This window comes from Pseudomonas sp. 2822-17 (assembly GCF_002742485.1).
Lineage (GTDB): Bacteria > Pseudomonadota > Gammaproteobacteria > Pseudomonadales > Pseudomonadaceae > Aquipseudomonas > Aquipseudomonas cyclaminis.
This window is the reverse complement of the sequence record NZ_LJRZ01000430.1, coordinates 38,621-63,087: the sequence shown is the minus strand read 5'-3', so window position 1 is coordinate 63,087 and position 24,467 is coordinate 38,621. Positions and strand designations below refer to the sequence as shown.

Annotated in this window: 2 protein-coding genes; both read left to right on the top strand. The window is 66.0% G+C overall.

What is annotated here, in order from left to right; all coding sequences use genetic code 11:
• Positions 1 to 124 precede the first annotated feature (124 nt).
• On the top strand, positions 125 to 13,018 hold the full coding sequence (locus tag AOA60_RS15270) for a non-ribosomal peptide synthetase (protein ID WP_099585134.1): 12,894 nt from the start codon (positions 125 to 127) through the stop codon (positions 13,016 to 13,018).
• The gene (locus AOA60_RS15265) at positions 13,015 to 24,345 is read left to right on the top strand and encodes a non-ribosomal peptide synthetase (protein WP_099585133.1); all 11,331 of its coding nucleotides are present in this window, start codon (positions 13,015 to 13,017) and stop codon (positions 24,343 to 24,345) included. Before AOA60_RS15270 ends, AOA60_RS15265 begins: the two co-directional genes overlap by 4 nt.
• The last annotated feature ends 122 nt before the right edge of the window (positions 24,346 to 24,467 follow it).

Sequence of the window (24,467 nt, the reverse complement as noted above, 5' to 3'; positions counted from 1 at the left end):
AGCCTCTCCAGGCCCCCGGCTGTGCCCGCTTTTTTCAAGGCGAGGCGCCCAGCGCATCCGATGCAAACGGCAGCTGAAAACGGACTTTTCTCCTTCACCGTGACTTACCAGGCAGGTTACCCCCATGCAGTTCAGCGAATTATTGGCAGCGATTTCCACCCATGCGATCCGTCTGCAACTGGAGGAGGGCGACCTGATCATCCTCGGTGACGACGAGGCATTGGATGATCGGCTGTGGGATCAGTTGATCGCCCACAAGCCCCGACTGCTGGCACTGGTGGCGGAGCATGGCGGTGACTGGCTCAGCCCGGCCTACCGCATCACGCCTGAGATGTTGCCGTTGGTGAGCCTCGACCAGGCGGCCATCGACCGCATTGTCGCGGCCATCCCCGGTGGTGTGGCGAATGTGCAGGACATTTACCCGTTGGCGCCGTTGCAGGAGGGCATGCTGTATCACCACCTCTCGGCCGGGCAGGGCGATCCCTACGTGCTGCATGCGCAGTTTGCGTTCGACAGCCGCGTGCGCCTGCATGCCTTTGCCGAGGCGCTGCAATGGGTGATCGACCGTCACGATATTCTGCGCACGTCCATGGTCTGGGAGCGCCTGGACGAGCCGCTGCAAGTGGTGTGGCGCAAGGCAAGCCTGGCCTGTGAGGCAGCGCACTTTGACGGTGGCGACGTACTTGCACAGTTGCAACAACGCTACGACGCGCGCACCTATCGCATGGACCTGGGCCAGGCGCCGCTGTTGCGCCTGGTGTTTGCCGACGATCGCGCCAACCAGCGTGTCGTCGCCATGCTGTTGTTCCACCACACCATCCTCGACCACACCGCCCTGGATGTGGTGCGTCATGAGATCCAGCTGTACCTGGCCGGCCAGCAAGCCCAGGCCGCTGAGCCGGTGGCGTTTCGCAGCTATATCGCCCAGGTGCGCCATGGCGTCAGCGAGCAGGTTCATGAAGGGTTTTTCCGCGAGATGCTCGCGGATATCGATGAGCCGACCCTGCCATTTGGCTTGCAGGACGTGCAGGGCAATGGCCAGGGGATCGACGAGGCGCGCCTGCCGGTCGACGCTGAGCTGAGCCGCCGCCTGCGCAGCCTGGCGCGGCCATTGGGGGTGAGCGTGGCAAGCATGATGCACCTGGCGCTGGCTCGGGTATTGGGCGTGGTCTCGGGCCGTGAGGCGGTGGTGTTCGGCACGGTGATGCTCGGCCGCATGGGCGCGGGCGAGGGCGGTGAGCGGGCGCTCGGGATGTTCATCAACACCTTGCCGTTGCGCGTGGACGTGGGCGAGCAGGGCGTGCGCGCCGGGGTCAAGGCCACCCACGCGCGGCTCACCACGTTGCTCAACCATGAGCATGCCTCCCTGGCGCTGGCCCAGCGGTGCAGCGGGGTTGCCGCGCCGACGCCGCTGTTCAGCGCGATGCTCAACTATCGCCACAGTGCCGCCACGGATATGGCCGAGGTGATCGAGGTCGCCGAAGGCATCCAGGTGCTGGGCGCCGAGGAGCGCACCAACTATCCGCTGACGGTGAATGTGGATGACCTGGGCGAAGGCTTCGCGCTGACGGTGATGGTCGACGCCTCCATCGGCGCAGCGCGCGTGGCGAACTACCTGCACACGGCGCTCCACAGCCTGGCCGACGCACTTGAGCAGCGACCGGAGATGCCGCTGAGCGGCCTGAATATCCTGCCTGAGACCGAGCGTCATCACCTGCTGCACAGCCTCAACCACACCCCGCATACCTACGCCGACACCGCGCTGATCCACCAGCAAGTCGAAGCCCACGCCGCCGCCCACCCCGAAGCCATCGCCCTGCGCTATGAGCAACAACGCCTCACCTATCGCCAACTCAACGAACGCGCCAACCAGGTCGCCCATCGCCTGCTGGCCCAGGGCGTGCGCCCCGATGACCGCGTGGCGATCTGCGTGGAGCGCGGCCCGGAGATGATCATTGGCCTGCTGGGCATCCTCAAGGCCGGCGCGGGGTATGTGCCGATCGACCCGGCGTATCCACTGGAGCGCATCGCCTACACCCTGCACGACAGCCAACCGCTGGCGGTGCTGGTGCAAGCCAACACCCGTCACTTGGTGGGCGAACTGGCGCAGGTCGACCTCAATGGCCTGCGCGGCGAGTCCCTGGTCAATCCGCGTGTCGTGGTCAGCCCGCAGCACCTGGCCTATGTGATCTACACCTCCGGCTCCACCGGCCAGCCCAAGGGTGTGATGATCGAGCATCGCCAGGTGGCGCGACTGTTCAGCGCCACCGAGCAGTGGTTCGGCTTCAATCACACGGATGTGTGGGCACTGTTTCATTCCTTTGCGTTCGACTTCTCGGTGTGGGAAATCTGGGGTGCGTTGATGCACGGCGGTCAGTTGCTGATCGTGCCGCAACTGGTCAGCCGCTCGCCGGACGAGTGCTACACGCTGCTGTGCGAAGCCGGTGTGAGCATCCTCAACCAGACGCCCAGCGCCTTCCGCCAGTTGATTGCGGCCCAGGGCAACAGCCCCCAGGCCCACTCGCTGCGCCAGGTGATTTTCGGCGGCGAAGCCCTTGAACCGGGGATGCTCAAGCCGTGGTACGCCCGTGCGATCAATGCCGGCACGCAACTGGTGAACATGTATGGCATCACCGAAACCACCGTGCACGTGACCTATCGCCCGTTGGAAGCGGCGGATGCGCAGTTGGTGGGCGTGAGCCCGATTGGCGTGCGCATTCCCGACCTGCAACTGTATGTGCTGGACGCGCACCGCGAGCCGCTGCCATTGGGTGTGGTCGGCGAGTTGTACGTCGGCGGCGCCGGGGTGGCGCGCGGGTATCTGAACCGCGCCGAACTGACGGCCGAGCGCTTCCTGACCGACCCAACCACCGGCCAGCGCCTGTACAAGACCGGCGACCTCGGCCGCCTGTTGGCCGATGGCAGCGTGGACTATCTGGGACGCAACGACGACCAGGTAAAAATCCGTGGTTTCCGCATCGAGCTCGGCGAAATCCAGGCGCGCCTCACCACCGCTCAAGGTGTGCGCGACGCGGTGGTCATCGCCCGTGAAGACGCGCCGGGTGATCAGCGCCTGGTGGCCTATGTGATCGCCGAGGGCGACATCAGCGTCGCGGTGCTGCGCGATCACTTGCGCCTTAGCCTGGCCGACCACATGGTGCCCAGCGCCTTCGTAGTGCTGGACGTCTTCCCGCTGACCGCCAACGGCAAACTCGACCGCAAGGCTCTGCCCGCGCCGGATGCCGACGCGCTGGCCCGGCGTGGCTACGAGGCGCCACACGGCCCCGTCGAAACAACTATCGCGACGATCTGGCAAGACCTGCTCAAACTCGACCGCATTGGCCGCGACGACAACTTCTTCGAACTGGGCGGCCATTCGCTGTTGGCGGTCAAGCTGATCGAGCGCATGCGCCAGGCCGACCTCAGCGCCGATGTGCGTGTGTTGTTCGGCCAACCCACCCTGGCCGCGCTCGCCGCCGCAGTGGGCGGGCAGCGGGAAGTGCAGGTGCCGGTCAACCGGATCCACGCAGACAGCGCCGTCATCACGCCGGACATGCTGGCGCTGATTGAGCTCGATCAGGCCGCCATCGACCATATCCTGCAACAGGTGCCCGGCGGCATTGGCAATGTGCAGGACATCTACGGCCTCGCGCCGTTGCAGGCAGGCATCCTGTATCACCACCTGGCAACCGTCGAGGGCGATCCCTATGTGTTGCAAGTGCAGTTGGGCTTTGATGATCAAGCAGCGGTGGACGCTTTTATCCAGGCGCTGCACAGCGTGATCGAGCGCAATGACATCCTGCGCACCGCGATCCTCTGGGAAGGCCTGGACGAACCGGTGCAAGTCGTACTGCGCGAGGCGCCGCTGGTGGTCGAGCGCATCGACCTGCCCATGGCCGACCTGCAACACCGCTTCGACCCACGCCACTACCGCCTCGACTTGTCCCGTGCCTCGCTGATGCGCCTGGCTTACGCCGAAGCGCCGGGCGGCTTCGTCGGCATCCTGTTGCTGCACCATATCCTGCTCGACCACACCGCCCTGCACGTGCTGGTGCAGGAGATGAGCGCCAGCCTGTCCGGGCGCGGCGCGCAGTTGCCCGACGCGGTGCAGTACCGCAACTACGTGGCCCAGGCGCGCCTTGGCGTGAGCCAGGCGCAGCATGAAGCGTTCTTCAGCGAGATGCTGGGCGATATCGACGAGCCGACCCTGGCCTTCGGGTTGCAGGACGTGCATGGCGACGGCAGCGGCATTGTCGAGGCGCACCTGCCGCTGGAACCGGCCCTGAGCCAGGGCCTGCGCGAACAGGCGCGGCAATTGGGCGTGAGCACCGCAAGCCTGGTGCACCTGGCCTGGGCCCAGGTGCTGGGGCAAGTCTCCGGTCAACAGGACGTGGTGTTCGGCACCGTGCTGCTGGGCCGCATGCAGGGCGGCGAGGGCGCCGACCGCGCCCTCGGCATGTTCATCAACACCTTGCCGCTGCGGGTCAGCGTTGGCGCGGTCGGCGTACAGGCCGCCGTGCGCGCCACCCATGCGCGCCTGGCGCAGTTGCTTGGGCATGAACACGCATCGCTGTCCCTGGCCCAGCGTTGCAGCGGGGTACCGGGTTCGTTGCCGTTGTTCAGTACGCTGCTCAACTATCGCCACAGCGCGCCGGATGAAGCGCCGGGCGACAGCCCGTTTGCGGCGTCCGGCATCCGGATCCTGAGTTCCGAAGAGCGCAGCAATTACCCGCTGGCGCTCAATGTCGATGACCTGGGCTCAGGCTTCGCGCTGACCGTGCAAGGCGTGGCGTCGCTGGACGTGCAGCGCGTCGGCGACTACATGCTCACCGCCTTGCGCCACCTCGTGACTGCGCTGCAACAGGCACCGACCACGCCGGTGCACGGCGTGTCGATTGTGCCGCCTGCCGAGCGCAACCAATTGCTGGTGGATTTCAACGCGACTGCCCGCGATTACCCATCGCACCTGACCGTGCACCAGTTATTCGAGGCCCAGGCCCTGGCGCGTCCCGAAGCCGTGGCGGCCGTGCACGGCCAACTGTCCTTGAGCTACCGTGACCTCAACCGCCGCGCCAACCGCCTGGCCCATCACCTGATCAACCAGGGCGTGCAGCCGGGGGAAAGCGTGGCGATTGCGTTGCCGCGCAGCCTCGACCTGCTGATCTGCCAACTGGCGATTCTCAAATGCGGCGCCGTGTATGTGCCGCTGGACATCAATGCGCCGGTGGAGCGTCAGGCGTTTATCGTGCAGGACAGTGGCGCGCAGCGGGTGCTCAACAGCCTGGCCGACCTGAACCTGGACGCGCTGTCCCCGCGCAACCCTGACGTGGAGCTTTCGTCGCAAAGCGTGGCGTACATCCTCTACACCTCCGGCTCCACGGGCGCGCCCAAAGGCGTGCAAGTGCCGCACCGTGCGATCTCGCGCCTGGTGCTCAACAACGGCTATGCCGAGTTCAACCCGCAGGACCGCGTGGCCTTCGCCTCCAACCCGGCGTTCGACGCCAGCACCCTCGACGTGTGGGCGCCGTTGCTCAATGGCGGCTGTGTGGTGGTGGTCGAGCATGCTGTGCTTTTGTCCCAGGCCGCGTTTGCCGCACTGTTGCAGGAGCAATCCGTCAGCGTGTTGTGGATGACCGCCGGGCTGTTCCACCAGTACGCCGATGCGCTGCTGCCGGTGTTCGCGCAGTTGCGTTACCTGATTGTCGGCGGCGATGTGCTCGACCCGCAGGTGATCGGCCGTGTGCTCAAGCATGGCAAGCCCCAGCACCTGCTCAATGGTTACGGACCAACCGAAGCCACGACCTTCTCCACCACCCATGAAATCATCCAGGTGGGCGAGGGCGGTATCCCGATTGGCCGGCCAATCGCGAACGCCCAGGTCTATGTGTTGGATGTGCGCCAGCAACTGTTGCCATTGGGCGCAGTCGGCGAGCTGTATATCGGTGGCGCGGGCGTGGCCACGGGGTATTTGAATCAGCCGCAACTGACCGCTGAAAAATTTATCCCGAACCCGTTTGGCGAAGGCGTGCTGTACCGCACGGGCGACTTGGCGTGCTGGCAGGCCGACGGCACTTTGCTCTACCAGGGACGCAATGACCTGCAAGTGAAAATTCGCGGGTTCCGCATCGAACCGGGTGAAATCGAAGCCTGCCTGGGCGCCTTCGCCGGCGTGAACGACGCCGTGGTGCTGGTGCGCGAAGACGAACCCGGCGACAGGCGTCTGGTGGCGTACTACACCGCCGCCGCGCCGCTGCCGATCGACGCGCTGCGTGCCCATCTGCAAGGCCAGTTACCCGATTACATGGTGCCGTCGGCCTATGTCTGGCTGGCGCTGCTGCCGCTCACCGCCAACGGCAAGCTGGACCGCAAAGGCCTGCCGGTGCCGGATGCAGGCGCGCTGCTCAGCCGCGGTTATGAAGCGCCGGAAGGTGAGGTGGAACGCCAGTTGGCGCAGATCTGGCAGGACCTGCTCAAGCTCGACCGCGTGGGCCGGCATGACCATTTCTTTGAGTTGGGCGGGCATTCGTTACTGGCGGTCAGTTTGATCGAACGCATGCGCCAGGCGGGCTTGAGCGCGGATGTGCGGGTGCTGTTCAACCAGCCAAGCCTGGCGGCGTTGGCGGCGGCGGTGGGCAGTGGCCGGGAGATTGTGGTGCCGGCCAATGGCATTCCATCGGGCTGCACGCGGATTGTGCCGTCAATGCTGACGCTGGTGGACCTTGACCAAGGCGCCATCGACCGCATCGTCGCCAACGTCCCCGGCGGCGCGGCGAATGTGCAGGACATCTACCCGCTGGCGCCGTTGCAGGAGGGCATTCTGTACCACCACATCAGTGCCGAGCAGGGTGACCCGTACCTGCTGCAATCGCGCATGGCCTTCGACAGCCTGGAGCGGTTGCACGGTTTTATGGGCGCGCTGCAACAGGTCGCCGCCCGTCATGACATCCTGCGCACCGGTGTGGTCTGGGAAGGCCTGGACAGCCCGGTGCAGGTGGTCTGGCGCGAGGCGCAGCTGGTGGTGCAGGCGGTGAACCTTGATCCGGCCGACGGTGACCTCATCGGGCAACTGCACGCCCGGTTCGATGCGCGCCATTACCGCCTGGACATCACCCAGGCGCCGCTGCTGCGCATGGTCTACGCCCAGGACCCAGCGAATGGGCAGGTGGCGGCGATCCTGCTGTTCCACCATTTCGCACTGGACCACACCGCCATGGACGTGGTCGGCCAGGAGATGGGCGCATTTCTGTTCGGCCAGGCTCATGACTTGCCGGCGGCCGCGCCATTTCGCAACTACGTGGCCCAGGCGCGCCTGGGGGTGAGCGTCGACGAGCACGAGCGGTTCTTCCGCGAGATGCTGGCCGATATCGATGAGCCCACCTTGCCCTTCGGCGTACAGGACGTGCAGGGCGACGGCCGCGAGATCGAAGAGGCCGAGCAGGCCCTGGACACGCTGCTCGCCCAGCGCGTACGTGAACAGGCACGGCGCCTGGGCGTGAGCGCGGCGAGCCTGATGCACCTGGCCTGGGCCCAGGTGCTGGGGCTGGTCAGCGGGCGTGACGAGGTGGTGTTCGGCACCGTACTGATGGGCCGTATGCAGGCCGGTGACGGCGCGGACCGGGCCTTGGGCATGTTCATCAATACCTTGCCGCTGCGGGTGGATACCGCCGTCAGCGCGGTCGCCGCCGTCAAGGCCACCCATGCACGCTTGAGCGCCTTGCTCGGCCATGAACACGCGTCCCTGGCCCTGGCCCAGCGTTGCAGTGGCGTGGCGGCCTCGACGCCACTGTTCAGCGCGCTGCTCAACTATCGCCACAGCAGCCCCGAAACCCTCGCCCGCGACGGCCACGGCATCTGGGAAGGCGTGCAGCTGCTGGGCGGTGAAGAACGCAGCAACTACCCGCTGACCCTGAGCGTGGATGACCTGGGCGATGGCTTCGGCCTGACGGTGCTGGCCTTGCCTCGCATCGGCGCCCAGCGCCTGTGCGCGTACATGGCAAATGCCATCGAACGGTTGGTCGATAGCCTGGAACACAGCGTGCACACCGCGCTCAATCAGCTCGACATTCTCCCGGCCGGCGAACGTGAAACCCTGCTGCGCGAGTTCAACGCCACCGTCGCGGATTTCCCCAGCGGTCACACGCTTCACGGCGCTTTCGAAATCCGCGCCGACCGCCAGCCCGACGCCATTGCGCTGGTGCAGGACGGCGAATCACTGACCTATCAGCAACTCAACCAACGCGCCAACCAGTTGGCCCATCAACTGATTGCACAGGGTGTGCAGCCAGACGACCGCGTCGCCCTGTGCTGCCGCCGTGGCCCGCAGATGGTGGTGGGGATGCTGGGGGTTCTCAAGGCCGGCGCCGGCTACGTGCCGATTGACCCGGCGTATCCCGCCGAGCGCATTGCCTACTTGTTGCAAGACAGCGCGCCAGCGGCGGTGCTGGCCGAAGCGAGCACCCGCGACCTGCTGGGCGCCGTCACCAGCATCGATGTGCACGCCACCTGGCGCCACCCCGTCAGCAATCCACAACTCGCCGCCCTGACCCCGGCCCACCTGGCCTACGTGATCTACACCTCCGGCTCCACCGGCCAGCCCAAGGGCGTGATGGTGGAACACCGCAGCGTGGAAAATCTGGTGCATTGGCATTGCGAAGCCTTTGGCCTGAGCGCCGTCAGCCAAACCAGCAGCGTCGCCGGTTTCGGTTTTGATGCCATGGCCTGGGAGGTCTGGCCGGCGCTGTGCGTGGGCGCCACCCTGCACCTGCCGCCTGTCGATGTGGGCAACGACAACATTGACGCATTGCTCGCCTGGTGGCTGGCGCAGCCCCTGGACGTGAGCTTCCTGCCCACGCCGGTGGCCGAATACGCATTCAGCCAGGAGTTGCAGCACCCCACCTTGCGCATCCTGCTGATCGGCGGCGACCGCCTGCGCCAGTTCAGCCAGGAGCGGCGCTTTGCGGTGATCAACAACTACGGCCCCACCGAAGCCACGGTGGTCGCCACCTCGGGCCGCGTGCGTGTCGGGCAGGCGCTGCATATCGGCCGGCCTGTCGCCAATGCCAGCGTCTACGTGCTGGACGCGCAGTTGCGCCCAGTGCCGGTGGGCGTGGCCGGTGAGCTGTATGTAGGCGGCAGCGGCGTGGCGCGGGGTTACCTCAAGCGCCCGGACTTGACTGCCGAACGCTTCCTGCAAGACCCGTTCAATGCAGGGCGCATGTACCGCACCGGCGACCGGGTGCGCTGGTTGCCCGAGGGCAATATCGAGTACCTGGGGCGTAACGATGACCAGGTGAAAATCCGTGGCGTGCGCGTCGAACTGGGGGAAATCGAAAGCCGGCTGGCGGCGTTGCACGGCGTCGGCGAAGCGGTGGTGTTGGTGCGCGAGGGCCGCCTGATCGCGTGGTTCACCGAACAACAGCCGCTGCTGATCGAAAGCCTGCGCGAGCAGTTGCAGGCGCACTTGCCGGAGGCCTTGGTGCCGGTGGCCTACGTGAAGCTCGACGCATTGCCCCTGACCGCCAACGGCAAGCTCGACCGCCGGGCCTTGCCGGCACCGGATCAGGCCGCGCTGCTGACCCGTGATTACGAAGCGCCGCAGGGTGAAGTGGAAACCACCCTGGCCGGTATCTGGGCCGAGGTGTTGCAGGTGGAGCAGGTGGGGCGTCACGACCATTTCTTCGAACTGGGCGGCCATTCGTTGCTGGCGGTCAGCCTGATCGAGCGCATGCGCCAGGTCGGCCTCAGTGCCGATGTGCGAGTGCTGTTCAGCCAGCCGACCCTGGCCGCCCTGGCGGCAGCGGTGGGCAGCGGGCGTGAAGTGCAGGTGCCCGTCAACCGCATCCCGGTCGACTGCCAGCGCCTGACCCCGGACCTGTTGTCACTGGTGCAACTCGACCAATCCACCCTGGATCAAGTGGTTGCCCAAGTGCCCGGCGGTGCGGCCAATGTGCAGGACATCTACCCGCTGGCGCCGTTGCAGGAAGGCATTCTCTACCACTACCTCACCGCCGAGCAGGGCGACCCGTATTTGCTGCAATCGCACCTGGCGTTCGACAGCATCGAGCGCCTGCGCGCCTTTGCCCAGGCGCTGCAACAGGTGATCGATCGCCACGATATCCTGCGCACCGGCGTGGTGTGGCAAGGGTTGGTGCAACCACTGCAAGTGGTGTGGCGCAAGGCCCGGTTGCCCCTCGAACAGTTGCACCTTGAAGGCGATGTACTCGCCGGCCTGCATCAACGTTTTGATGCGCGGCGCTACCGCCTGGACATCAGTCAGGCGCCGTTGATTCGCCTGGCCTATGCCGAAGATCCGGCCAACCAGCGCGTGGTCGTGGTGCTGCTCTATCACCATATCGCCCTCGACCACACCGCCTTCGACGTGGTGCTGCGGGAAATGCAGGGTTACCTGCTGGGTCATCCGGCGCCGACGGCTGCGCCGATGCCGTACCGCAACTACGTGGCCCAGGCGCGCTTGGGTATCAGCGAGCAGGAGCACGAGGTGTTCTTCCGCGAAATGCTCGGTGATGTCGACGAACCGACCCTGCCATTCGGCCTGCAAGACGTGCGTGGCGACGGCAATGCAATCCAGGAGCACCGCCTGCACCTGGACAGTGACCTCAACCGCCGCCTGCGTGCCCAGGCCCGCGTGCTTGGCGTGAGCACCGCGAGCCTGTTCCACCTGGCCTGGGGCCAAGTGCTGGCGGCCACCTCCGGGCGCCACAGCGTGGTGTTCGGCACCGTGCTGGTGGGCCGTCTGCAAGGCGGCGAAGGTGCCGACCGGGCGCTGGGTGTATTCATCAATACCTTGCCGCTGCGCCTGGATATCGACGCTCAGGGCGCCCGCTCGGCGGTGCGCGCCACCCATGCCCGACTCACCGCGTTGCTCGGCCATGAACACGCCTCCCTGGCGCTGGCCCAGCGTTGCAGCGGTGTGGCCGCACCGGCGCCATTGTTCAGCGCGATGCTCAATTATCGCCATCGCGGCGCCGCCACCCGTTCCCAGGAGGCGCAACACGCCTGGGAAGGCATGCAGACCCTGGTCAACGACGGGCGCACCAACTACCCGCTGACCCTGAACGTGGACGACCTGGGCGATGGCTACGATGTGACCGCGTTGGCCCAGGTCGATGCGCAACGCATCTGCGGGTACATGCATGTGGCCCTGGCCGGCTTGGTCGAGGCCCTGGAACAGGCACCGAACCAGGCGCTCAATCGCCTGCCCATCCTCAGCGCCGAGGAGCGTCAGCAATTGCTGGTAGCGTTCAACGCCACCGAGGTGAACTACAACCTCGACCAGACCCTGCACGGGATGTTCGAAGCCCAAGTCCAGCGCACGCCCCACGCCATCGCGGTGACGGCGGGCGAGCAGCACCTTACCTACCAACACCTCAACGAGCGGGCCAACCGCCTGGCCCATCATCTGCGCGGGCTGGGTGTGCAACCCGATGCGCGGGTGGGGATTTGCCTGGAACGTGGCCTGGACATGGTCATCGGCCTGTTCGCCATCCTCAAGGCCGGCGGCGGTTATGTGCCGCTGGACCCGGCGTACCCGCTGGAGCGGATCGCCTACATGCTGCAAGACAGCGCCCCCGTGGTGGTGCTGGCCCAGGACGCCACCGTAGCCTTGCTGGGCGACGTGCCGCTGCTCAATCTGGACCAGGTCACCTGGCAGCATCAGCCGCCGAGCAACCCCGAGGTCGCGGGCCTGACCGCCCGGCACCAGGCCTACGTGATCTACACCTCTGGCTCCACCGGCCAGCCCAAAGGCGTGATCAACGAGCACGCCGGGGTGGTCAACCGGCTGCTGTGGATGCAGGACGCCTATGGCCTCACGGCCGAGGATGCGGTGTTGCAGAAAACCCCGTTCAGCTTCGACGTGTCGGTGTGGGAATTCTTCTGGCCGCTGTTCACCGGCGCACGCCTGGTAATGGCGCGCCCCGGCGGGCATAAAGACCCGGCCTACCTGTGCGAGGTCATCGAAGCGGAACAGATCACCACGCTGCACTTTGTACCGTCGATGCTGGATGTGTTCCTGGCCCATGGCGACGTGAGCCAGGCGGCAGGGCTGCTGCGGGTGATGTGCAGCGGCGAAGCACTGCCGGGCAGTCTGGTGCGCCGCTTCAAGACGCAGTTGCCGGGAATCGGCCTGTACAACCTGTACGGCCCCACCGAAGCGGCGGTGGACGTGACGGCCTGGAATTGCGCGCGCCCCGATGTGCCGGACAACACGCCCATCGGCAAGCCCATCGCCAATACGCGCATGTACGTGTTGGATGCGCAGTTGCAGCCGGTGCCGCTGGGTGTGGTCGGCGAATTGTTTATTGGCGGCGTGCAAGTGGCGCGGGGTTACCTCAATCGTCCTGAACTGACCGCCGAGCGTTTCCTTGAGGACCCGTTCCGCGCCGCACGGATGTACCGCACCGGCGACCTTGGCCGCTACCTGCCCGACGGCAACATTGAGTACCTGGGCCGCAATGACGACCAGGTCAAGATCCGTGGCCTGCGTATCGAGTTGGGAGAGATCCAGGCGCGGCTGCTTGAGCATCCCCAGGTCAGCGAAGCGGCGGTGGTCGCCCGTGAAGATCGCCTTGTCGCCTACTACACCGGAACGCACACCGATATCGAGCACCTGCGCACCCATCTGCTGTGCCACCTGCCGGACTTCATGGTGCCGGCGCTGTTTGTGCACCTCGACGCGCTGCCCCTGAGCCCCAACGGCAAACTCGACCGCAAGGCCCTGCCGGCGCCCGGCCTGCAAGCCCTGAACCTGCGTGAATACGAGGCACCCCAAGGCGATACCGAAATCCTGCTGGCGCGCTTGTGGGCCGAGTTGCTCAACGTCGAGCGGGTCGGTCGCCAGGACAATTTCTTTGAACTGGGCGGGCACTCGCTGCTTGCCGTGAGCTTGATTGGGCGCTTGCGCCAGGAAGGCATGGAAGCCGACGTCCGGGGGCTGTTCGAACAGCCGACCCTGGCCGGCTACGCCGCAATGACCGAACGAATGGAGATCGTCCTGTGAGCCTCATTGAGCTGCTGGCAACCCTGAAAACCAAGGACATCCAACTGGCGCTCAAGGGCGAGCAGTTGTCGGTGCAAGGCAACAAGCAGGCCTTGAGCGACCCTGCAATCCTGGCCGCCTTGCGCGAGCACAAACCGGGGCTGATCGAGTTGATCAAGGCCGGCGAGTATTGCGCGACCAAGGCCGGTGAAGTCGACGTGCCGGCCAATGGCATCCCGCCTGGCGCCGAGCGCATCACACCGGCCATGCTGACCCTTTCAAGCCTGAGCCAGGACGAGATTGATCGTGTCGTCGCCACGGTCGACGGCGGCGTGGCGAATATCCAGGACATCTACCCGCTGGCGCCGTTGCAGGAAGGCATCCTGTTCCATCATGTCAGCGCCGAGCAGGGCGACCCGTACGTGATGCAGTCGCAGTTCGCGTTCGACAGCCTGGCGCGTTTCGACGCATTTGCCCAAGCACTGCAAACGGTGATGGACCGCCATGACATCCTGCGCACCGGCGTGGTCTGGGATGGCCTGCAGGAGCCGTCGCAAGTGGTGTGGCGCACTGCGCGCCTGCCGGTGCAGGCCCTGCAACTCGATCCGGCGGATGGCGAGATCGCCGCCCAACTGCACGCCCTGTTCGATGCCCGCCACTATCGCCTCGAGGTGACCCAGGCGCCGCTGCTGCGCCTGGTGCGTGCCGACGACCCGGCCAATGGGCGCATCGTCGCCACGTTGTTGTTCCACCACATGGCCCTGGACCACAGCGCCCTGGAAGTGGTGTGCCATGAAATGCAGGCGTGCCTGCTGGGGCAGGGCGCGGCGTTGGGTCAGGCGGTGCCGTTTCGCAACTACGTGGCCCAGGCGCGGTTGGGCATCAGTGAACAGGAGCACGAAAGTTTCTTTCGCCAGATGCTCGGCGATATCAGCGAGCCGACCTTGCCGTTTGGCTTGCAGGATGTGCAGGGCGATGCGCGCGGCATCAGCGAACTCCACCTGCCGTTGGCGGCGCCGTTGAGTTTGCGCTTGCGCACCCAGGCGCGGCAGTTGGGGGTGAGCGCGGCGAGCCTGTTTCACCTGGGCTGGGCGCAGGTGCTGGGGGTCTTGGCGGGCAAGCAACAGGTGGTGTTCGGCACGGTGTTGATGGGCCGCATGCTAGGCAGCCATGCCACCGATCGCGCCTTGGGCATCTTTATCAACACCTTGCCGTTTCGCGTGGACGTCGATAGCCAGGACGTGCGCGCCGGGGTCAAGGCCACCCATGCCCGACTCACCACGTTGCTGCGCCACGAGCACGCGCCGTTGGCCCTGGCCCAGCGCTGCAGCGGCGTGATTGCGCCGACGCCGTTGTTCAGTGCGCTGCTCAACTATCGCCACAGCGCGCCTGCCGCCAGCGCCGAAGCCGTCTCGGCGTGGCAGGGCATCGCCGCCCTCAGTGCCGAAGAGCGCACCAACTACCCGCTGACCCTGAGCATCGATGACCTCGGCGACGGCTTTGGCCTGAGCCTGCTGGCCAGCACCCAGGTGGACCCGCAGCGGGTCTGCGCCTACCTGCACACCGCCCTGGAAAACCTGGTGACGGCCCTGGAGCAGGCGCCCGACACTGCGCTCAATCGCGTGCCGGTGGTGCCCGCCGTCGAGCAGCGGTTGCTGCTGGAACAGTTCAACGCCACCCAGGCCGATTTCCCCCAGGGCAGCACCGTGCACGGGCGCATCGAAGCCCAGGCCGCGCTTACGCCGCATGCCATTGCGGCGGTGCAACTGGGGCACTCACTGACCTACGCCGAACTCAACGGGCAAGCCAACCTGCTGGCCCATCACCTGCTGGCGCTGGGCGTCAAACCTGACGACCGCGTGGCCATCGTCGCCCGTCGTGGCCTGGACACCCTGGCCGGGTTGCTGGCGATCCTTAAAGCCGGAGCCTGCTACGTGCCGGTGGACCCGTCCCATCCGGCCGAGCGCCTGGCCTACCTGCTCAGCGACAGCGCCCCGGTGGCGGTGCTGACCCAGCACGCCTTGCTCGAACGCCTGCCCGAGCTGGACGTGCCGGTGATCAACCTGGACCGTTACACCTGGCACCACCACGCGGCGAGCAACCCTATGGTTGCCGTGACCCCGGCGAACCTCGCCTATGTGATCTACACCTCCGGCTCCACCGGCCTGCCCAAGGGCGTGATGGTGGAGCACCACACCGTGACCAATCTGGTGGACTGGCATTGCCGCGCCTTCGACCTGTGCGCCGGGCGCCACACCGCCAGCGTCGCCGGGTTCGGCTTTGATGCCATGGCCTGGGAAGTGTGGCCGGCGCTGTGTGTCGGCGCGACCCTGCACCTGCCACCGGCCCATGACGGCCCCGAAGACATCGACGCACTGCTGGCCTGGTGGTGCGCGCAGCCGCTGGATGTGTGTTTCCTGCCCACGCCCGTGGCCGAGTACGCCTTCAGCCAGCACATCGAGCACCCGACCCTGCGCACCTTGCTGATCGGCGGCGACCGCCTGCGGCAGTTCGGGCGGGCGCAGCGTTTTGAACTGATCAACAACTATGGCCCCACCGAGGCTACGGTGGTCGCCACCTCCGGCAAGGTCGAGGCCGGGCAGCCGTTGCATATCGGCAAGCCCATCGCCAATGCCACGGTGTACCTGCTGGACGCGCAACAACGCCCGGTGCCGCTGGGCGTTGCGGGTGAGGTGTATGTCGGCGGCAAGGGCGTGGCGCGGGGTTACCTGAACCGTGCGGAACTGACGGCCGAGCGTTTCCTGCAAGACCCGTTCAACGCCGGTCGCATGTACCGCACCGGCGATCTGGCGCGCTGGTTGCCCGATGGCAATCTCGACTACCTGGGCCGCAATGACGATCAGGTAAAAATCCGTGGCGTGCGCATCGAACTGGGGGAAATCGAAACCCAGCTTAACCACCTGCCAAGCGTTCAGGAGGCTGTGGTGCTGGTGCGCGAAGAGCGCCTGGTGGCGTATTACACCGAAAATCCGCAACTCGACGCGCTGGCGGTGGGCGATATCCGCGCCCATCTGGTGGCACACCTGCCGGACTACATGGTGCCGGTCGCCTTCATGAAGCTCGACACGTTGCCCTTGACCGCCAACGGCAAACTCGACCGCAAGGCCTTGCCGGCGCCGGATATGGCCGCGCTGTTTACCCGCGAATACGCCGCGCCCGAGGGCGAGATCGAAAACAGCCTGGCGCAGATCTGGGCCGATGTGTTGCAGGTGGAGCGCGTCGGCCGTCACGATCACTTCTTTGAGCTGGGTGGGCACTCGCTGCTCGCCATGCGCATGGTGTCCCAAGTGCGTCAGCGCCTGGGTGTGGAACTGTTGCTCGGCGACCTGTTTGCCAACGCCGAACTGGCCGCCGTCGCCGAGGTGCTGGCCCAGGCCGGTCGCAGCACCTTGCCGGCGATCCTGCCGGCCAACCGCGATGAGCCGGTGCCGCTGTCGTTTGCCCAGCAGCGCCTGTGGTTCCTGGCACTGATGGAAGGCGCCAACACCGCCTACAACATTCCCATCGGCTTGCGCTTGCGTGGGCAGTTGCATGTGCAGGCCTTGCAACGGGCGCTGGCGCGAATCGTGGCGCGGCATGAAACCCTTCGCAGCCGCTTCGCCCAGCACGGCGATGACGCCCAGGTGCTGATCGTCGCGGCCGACGATGTGCTGCCGCTGCAGGTGCAGGACTTGCGCCGCCACCCGCAACCGCAACAGGCGCTGGATGCGTTGATCCACGGCGAAGCCTCGGCGCCGTTCGACCTGGAGCGCGGCCCGCTGCTGCGCGGGCGCCTGGTGGTGATGGGGCACGAACACCACGTGTTGTTGCTGACCCTGCACCACATCGTCTCCGACGGCTGGTCCATGGGCGTGCTCACCCGCGAGCTGATGGCGCTGTACCAGGCCTTCAGCCAGGGCCAGCCCGACCCGTTGCCGCCATTGCCGATCCAGTACGGCGACTTCGCCGTGTGGCAACGCTTGTGGCTCAGCGGCGACGTCCTGCAGCGCCAGAGCAGCTATTGGCAACAGGCCCTGGCCGGGGCGCCGGCGTTGCTCAGCCTGCCCACCGACCGCCCGCGCCCGGCGCAGCAGGACTACGCCGGCAGCAGCGTGGACATCCGCCTCGACGAGCGCCTTACCGCCGGGCTCAAGGCCTTGAGCCAGCGCCATGGCAGCACGCTGTACATGACCGTGATGAGCGCCTGGGCCTCCTTGCTCGCACGGCTGTCGGGGCAGGCGGATGTGGTGATCGGCTCGCCGGTGGCCAACCGTACGCGCAGTGAAGTCGAAGGCCTGATCGGCCTGTTCGTCAACACCCTGGCCGTGCGCATCGACACCTCGGGTGGGCTGAGTACCGAAGCGCTGCTGGCGCGGGTCAAGGCGCTGACTCTGGCAGCCCAGGCCCATCAGGACCTGCCCTTCGAGCAAGTGGTGGAACTCACCCGGCCGGTGCGCAGCCTGGCCCACAGCCCGTTGTTCCAGACGCTGCTGGCCTGGCAGGACAGCAGCGCGCCGACCCTGGCCCTGGGCGACCTGGCTCTGGAAGGCATTGTGGAGAACAGCCACTTTGCCAAGTTCGACCTGTCGCTGAACCTGGGCGAAGTGCAGGGCACGATTCTCGGCGCGCTGGAATACGCCGTGGCGATGTTCGATGAAACGACCGTGCAGCGTTACGTCGGCTACTTCACCCGCGTGTTGCAGGCCATGGTCGATAACGACCAGGCGGTGCTGGAGCATGCGCCGCTGCTGGACGAGCGCGAGCGCCAGCACCTGCTGTTCGACTTCAATGCGACACAGCTGGATTACAACCTCGACCAGACCTTGCACGGGATGTTCGAGGCCCAGGTGGCACGCACGCCCGACGCGATTGCGCTTAAAGCCGGGGAACAGCAACTCACGTATGCCGAACTGAATACACGGGCCAACCAACTGGCCCATCACCTGCTGGAACGGGGCGTACAGCCCGATTCGCGGGTGGCGATCTGCGTGGAACGTGGCCTGGACATGGTCATCGGCCTGTACGCGATTCTCAAGGCCGGCGCCGCCTATGTGCCGCTGGACCCGGCATACCCGCTGGAGCGCATCGCCTACATGCTGGAGGACAGCGCGCCCGCCGTGGTGCTGATCCAGGACGCTACCCGTGCGCTGGTGGGCGCGGCGCCGGTGGTTGATCTGGACCAGCCGAGCTGGCACCGGCAATCCGTGGAGAACCCCGGTTTAGCCGGCGTGAGTGCCTACGTGATCTACACCTCCGGCTCCACCGGCCAGCCCAAGGGCGTGATCAATGACCATGGCGGCGTGGTCAATCGCCTGCTGTGGATGCAGGACGAATATGGGCTCACGGCCCAGGACCGGGTCTTGCAGAAAACCCCGTTCAGCTTCGACGTGTCGGTCTGGGAATTCTTCTGGCCGTTGTTCACCGGCGCTTGCCTGGTGATGGCGCGTCCCGGTGGGCATAAAGACCCGGCGTACCTGTGTGAGGTGATCGAGGCCGAACACATCACCACGTTGCACTTTGTGCCGTCGATGCTCGACGTGTTCCTGGCCCATGGCGATGTCAGCCAGGCCGCCGGGCTGGTGCGCGTAATGTGCAGCGGCGAAGCCTTGCCAGGCAGCCTGGTGCGGCGTTTCAAGCAGCAGTTGCCAGGCAGCGGGCTGCATAACCTGTATGGCCCGACCGAAGCTGCTGTCGACGTGACGGCGTGGAACTGCGCAGGCCCGGTGACGCCGGACAACACCCCCATCGGCAAGCCCATCGCCAACACCCGTATGTACCTGCTGGACGGGCAATTGCAGCCGGTGCCGCTGGGCGTGGTCGGCGAGCTGTTTATCGGCGGCGTGCAAGTGGCGCGGGGTTACCTGAACCGCCCGGAACTGACCGCCGAACGCTTTCTCCAGGATCCCTTTACCCATGGGCGGATGTACCGCACCGGCGACGTCGGACGCTACCTGCCCGATGGGAATATTGAGTACCTGGGCCGCAACGACGACCAAGTGAAAATCCGTGGCTTGCGCATCGAACTGGGCGAGATCCAGGCGCGCCTGACCGAGTGCCCGGCGGTCAACGAGGCCGCCGTGATCGCCCGTGAAGACCGCCTGGTGGCGTACTACACCGGCGCCTTTACCGACATCGATGTGCTGCGCAGTCAGCTGCTGCATCACCTGCCTGAGTTCATGGTGCCGGCGGTCTTCGTCCACCTCGGCGCGTTGCCCTTGAGCCCCAACGGCAAGCTCGACCGCAAGGCACTGCCCGCGCCGGGCCTGGAGTCGATGGTGGTGCGCGAATACGAAGCGCCCGAGGGCGACACGGAAATCGCCCTGGCCAGCCTGTGGGCCGAGTTGCTCAAGGTGGAGCGTGTGGGGCGTCACGACAACTTCTTTGAACTGGGCGGGCATTCGTTGCTGGCGGTGAGCCTGATGGGGCGCATGCGCGGCCTGGGTTTGTCGGCGGACGTAAAAGTGCTGTTCGGTCAGCCCACCCTGTCGGCCTTGGCGGCGGCGTTGGGCGGTGGCCGCGAAGTGGTGGTGCCGGCCAATGGCATCGTCGCCGGCTGCACCTCGATCACCCCAGCGATGTTGCCGCTGATCGCGCTGGAGCAGGCCGCCATCGACCGCCTCGTCGCGTGTATCCCCGGTGGCGCGGCGAATGTGCAGGACATCTACCCGCTGGCGCCGTTGCAGGCTGGCATGCTCTATCACCATCGCGCCGTGCGGGCCGGCGATGCCTATGTGCTGCAGGCGCAGTTTGCGTTTGACAGCCGCCAGCGCCTGGATGCGTTTGCGCTGGCGTTGCAGGCGGTGATCGAGCGCCATGACATCCTGCGCTCGTCGTTCCACTGGGACGGCCTGGAAGAACCGGTGCAGGTGGTCTGGCGCAAGGCATCGCTGCGGGTTGAAAGCGGTCCGTTGCCCCCGCGCCTGGACCTGTCCGAGGCGCCATTGATGCGCCTGGTGTGCAGCGAAGAAACCCCGCGTGTGGTCGCCACCTTGCTGTTCCATCACCTGGTCATGGACCACATCGCCCTGGAGATCCTGCAACACGAGCTGCAGGCGTTCCTGCTGGGCACGCAACACACCTTGGGCACGCCTGTGCCGTATCGCAACTACGTGGCACAGACGGTGGCACAGACGCGAGTGGACGATCACGAAGAGTTTTTCCGCGACATGCTTGGTCAGATCGACGAGCCCACGGAGGTGGCCAACCTGGGCATCGATGAACAGGTACGCCTGGCGATTGCTCCTCAATTGAGCCAGCGCCTGCGCACTCAGGCGCGCCAGTGCGGCGTCAGCGCCGCCAGCCTGATGCACCTGGGGTGGGCCCAGGTGCTGGGCAAGGTGTCGGGCCGTGAGCAGGTGGTGTTCGGCACCGTGATGCTCGGCCGCATGCAAGGCGGCGAAGGCGCCGAGCGGGCCATGGGCGTGTTTATCAACACCTTGCCGTTGCGGGTCGACCTCGGCGAGCACTCGGTACGCAGCGCCGCTCGCGCCACCCATGCGCGGCTGAGCCAACTGCTCAGCCATGAACACGCACCGCTGACAGTGGCCCAGCGTTGCAGTGGGGTGCCGGTGACCACGCCGCTGTTCAGCGTGCTGTTCAACTATCGGCACAGCGCGCCGCAGGTCGCTGGAGTGGCTGAGGCGTGGCAGGGCATTGAGCTGCTCAAGGCCGAGGAACACAGCAACTACGGCCTGTCGATGAGCGTGGATGACCTGGGCGATGGCTTTACCTTCAAAGCCTCGGGGCAGGGCGCCCGGCGGCTGTGTGATTACCTGAGTGTGGCTCTGGAGCAGTTGGTGCAGGCGCTGGAACAGGGCAGCGATACCGCCATCAGCCGCTTGCCGATCCTGCCCGTCGCCGAACAGCACCAACTGCGGCTGGCGTTCAACGCCAGCACCCGCGACTTCCCCCGTGAGCACACGGTGCAGCGCCTGTTCCAAGCCCAGGCCCAGGCACGTCCCGACGCAGTGGCCGTGGTGCAGGGCGAGCAGCGCGTGAGCTACGGCGAGCTGAATGCCAGCGCCAACCGCCTGGCCCATCACCTGGCGGGCCTGGGCGTAAAACCGGGCGACAACGTGGCGATCCTGCTGCCGCGTTCTGTCGCGCTGCTGGTCGGTCAACTGGCCGTGCTGAAGTGCGCGGCCGCCTATGTGCCGCTGGACATCAACGCACCCGCCGAACGCCAGGCGTTCATGGTGCAGGACAGCGATGCGCGCTGGTTGTTGACCCGCAGTGATGCGCTGATCGACTACGCGGCGCAGCGCCTGGACCTGGACACCCTGATCCTCGATCCACAGCCGAGCCATAACCCGGACCTGTCGCAAGCCTCGGACAGCGTGGCGTACATCATGTACACCTCCGGCTCCACCGGCATTCCCAAGGGCGTGCGGGTGCCCCATCGCGGCATCACGCGGTTGGTGCTCAACAACGGCTACGCGGACTTCAACTCCAGCGACCGCGTGGCCTTCGCCTCCAACCCGGCGTTCGACGCCAGCACCATGGATGTCTGGGGGCCGTTGCTCAACGGTGGGCAGGTGCAGGTCATCGATCACGCCACCTTGCTTGACCCTGCGGCATTCGGCGCGGCGCTGCGTGGCGCGACGGTGCTGTTTGTCACCACGGCGTTGTTCAACCAGTACGTGCAGCTGATTCCCGACGCATTGGCCGGTTTGCGCATCCTGCTGTGCGGCGGCGAGCGTGCCGATCCTGCGGCGTTTCGCAGCCTGTTGGCCCAGGCGCCGGCGTTGCGCCTGGTGCATTGCTACGGCCCGACGGAAACCACCACCTACGCCACCACCCATGAAGTGCGCACGATTGCCGACGACGCCGACAGCGTGCCGGTGGGGCGACCGATCTCCAACACCCAGGTGCATGTGCTGGATGCGTACTTGCAGCCGGTGCCCCAGGGCGTGACCGGTGAAATCTGCATCGGTGGTGACGGCGTGGCCCTGGGTTATTTGAATCGACCGGAGCTCACCGCTGAAAAGTTTGTGCAGGATCCCTTCAATCCGCAGGCCTTGATGTACCGCACCGGCGACCTCGGCCGCTGGACCGTGGATGGCCTGCTCGAATGCATCGGACGCAATGACGATCAGGTGAAGATCCGGGGTTTCCGCATCGAGTTGGGCGAGATCGAAGCGCGCCTGATGACTTGCGTGGGCATTCAGGACGCGGTGGTGTTGGCCCGTGAAGACGCGCCGGGGGATAAGCGTCTGGTGGCGTATTTCACCTGGGCGGCGCAGCCCGTAGGTATCGACGGCATCCGCGCCCATCTGCAAGGGCAACTGCCGGACTACATGCTGCCTTCGGCCTATGTGCCGCTGGACCAGCTGCCGTTGACTGCCAATGGCAAGGTAGACCGCAAAGCCCTGCCGGTGCCGGCCCTGGAGGCGCAGGTCAGTCGCGAGTTCGAAGCACCGATCGATGTTCTGGAACAGACACTGGCGCAGTTATGGGCCGAGGTGCTGAAGCTGGAACAGGTTGGCCGGCATGACAGTTTCTTTGAGCTGGGCGGGCATTCGCTGTTGGCGATTCGCCTGGTCAACCTGATGGAAACCGCAGGGCTGGCGGTGAGCCTGGCCGAGTTGTTCCAACACGCCAGCGTCGCCTCGGTGGCCGCCATGCTGCGCCAGCGCACCGACGAGCCGGTACGCGACGCTTCGGTGATCACGGTGCGCAGCAGCGGCAAGCAAGCGCCGTTGTTCCTGGTGCATGAATTCAGCGGCATGGACGTGTACTTCCCGGCGCTGGGCCAGCATCTGCCGGGTGACTACCCGATCTATGGCCTGCCGGGGCTGGCGCTCGGCGAGTCGCACCTCAACACCCTGGAAGGCCTGGCGGCACGCATGGTCGGCCTGATTCGCGGCCTGCAACCCCATGGGCCGTATCGCATCGCGGGGTGGTCATTTGGCGGGGTGCTGGCCTATGAAGTGGCGATGCAATTGCTGGGGCTGGATGAACCGGTGGCGTTCCTCGGCCTGATCGACAGCTACGTGCCGCGCCTGACCGACCAGGGCAAGGCGCGCTGGAGCGGGCCGGATGCGCTCAAGCGGCATTTGCTGTTGCAGTGCCGCGCCTATTGGAACGCACAGGGAGGTGTGGATGAGCTGGCGAGGATTGAACAGCTGGACGCGCAGATTGGACAGCTGGACTTTGCAGGTCTGCTGCAATGCTGTCGCGATCAAGGTTTGCTATACGCGCAAATGGCGGCGGCTGCGGATGCGGACCTCTTGAGCTTTATCGAGCGCGAAGTCGGTCACGGGCATGCGCTGGCGCATTACAGCCTGTTCCCGTTGCCGATACCGGTGCATCTGTTCAGTGCTGTGGAGCGGCCGACCGAGCTGTCGCGGCGCAGTGTATCGCTCGGTTGGGAGGACGCCCTGGCGCCTGGGCAATTGCGCCAAGTGGACGTGCCGGGTGATCACCAGAGCATGATGCAGGCGCCGCACATCCGTGCATTGGGTGCGGCGATGACAGAGGCCTTGGCGGGGTGCTCAGCGGTGCTGGAAACCGCGCATCAACCGTTGCTGCGAATCCAGGGCGGACGGGCCGGCTATGCGCCGGTGTTCTGTGTACCGGGGGCAGGGGACAGCGTTACCGGGTTCGTGGGCCTTGGCGAAGCGCTTGGGCGAGACTGGCCGTTGTTCGGCTTGCAGCCGCGCGGGCTGGACGGCGAGGCGGTGCCCCACAGCCAGGTGGAAGCGGCGGCGCGTTGTAATCTGCTTGCGCTGGAGCATGAGTGTCCGCAGGGGCCGGTGCATCTGGTGGGGCATTCGTTTGGCGGTTGGGTCGCCCTGGAGATGGCGCTGCGGTTGCAGGCGGCCGGGCGGGAAGTGGCGTCGTTGACGGTGATCGACAGCGAGGCGCCGGGGGGTGCGGGTCGGGCTTATACGACGACGGCGGCGTTGTTGCGGTTGATCGAAGCGATGCAGCTGGCGGCGGGTAAACCCCTCGGAATTGACCGTGAGGACTTCGCGGCTGGCGATGAAGTGGCGCAGCGCCAGAGCCTGCACGCCGGGATGGTGGGGGTGGGGTTGTTGCCGGCCCGTGCCAGTGTTGATGCGATGGCGGGGCCGGCGCGCACTTACGCGGTCGCATTGCGCACGGTGTATCGCCCGGCACAGCGCTATCGCGGGGTGGTGCGGTTGGTGTTGGCCGAGGATCCGGCGTTGGATGCGGCTGGCAATCAGCGCGAGCAAGGCGGGATGGTGGAGGGCTGGAAGCGCCAGGGCAGCGGGTTGGAGGTTTGGTATGGCGGGGGGAATCATTTCACTTTGCTCAAGGCGCCGAATGTTCAGGGGTTGGCTGTGTGGTGGTTGGAAGGCGTTGCGGCGGAGGTGGTGTCGTGACGGGAAGGCTTGTTGGGGCGAGGGAGCTTGCTCCCGATGAGGGGGTGTCAGTTGATGCAACTTTGGCTGAGCCACCGTTATCGGGGGCAAGCCCCCTCCCACATTTTGATCTCCATACATCA

What these genes read in the sequence shown, in the direction of transcription:
- AOA60_RS15270 (WP_099585134.1), top strand. Translation starts at nt 125, where the DNA reads ATGCAGTTCAGCGAATTATTGGCAGCGATTTCCACCCATGCGATCCGT.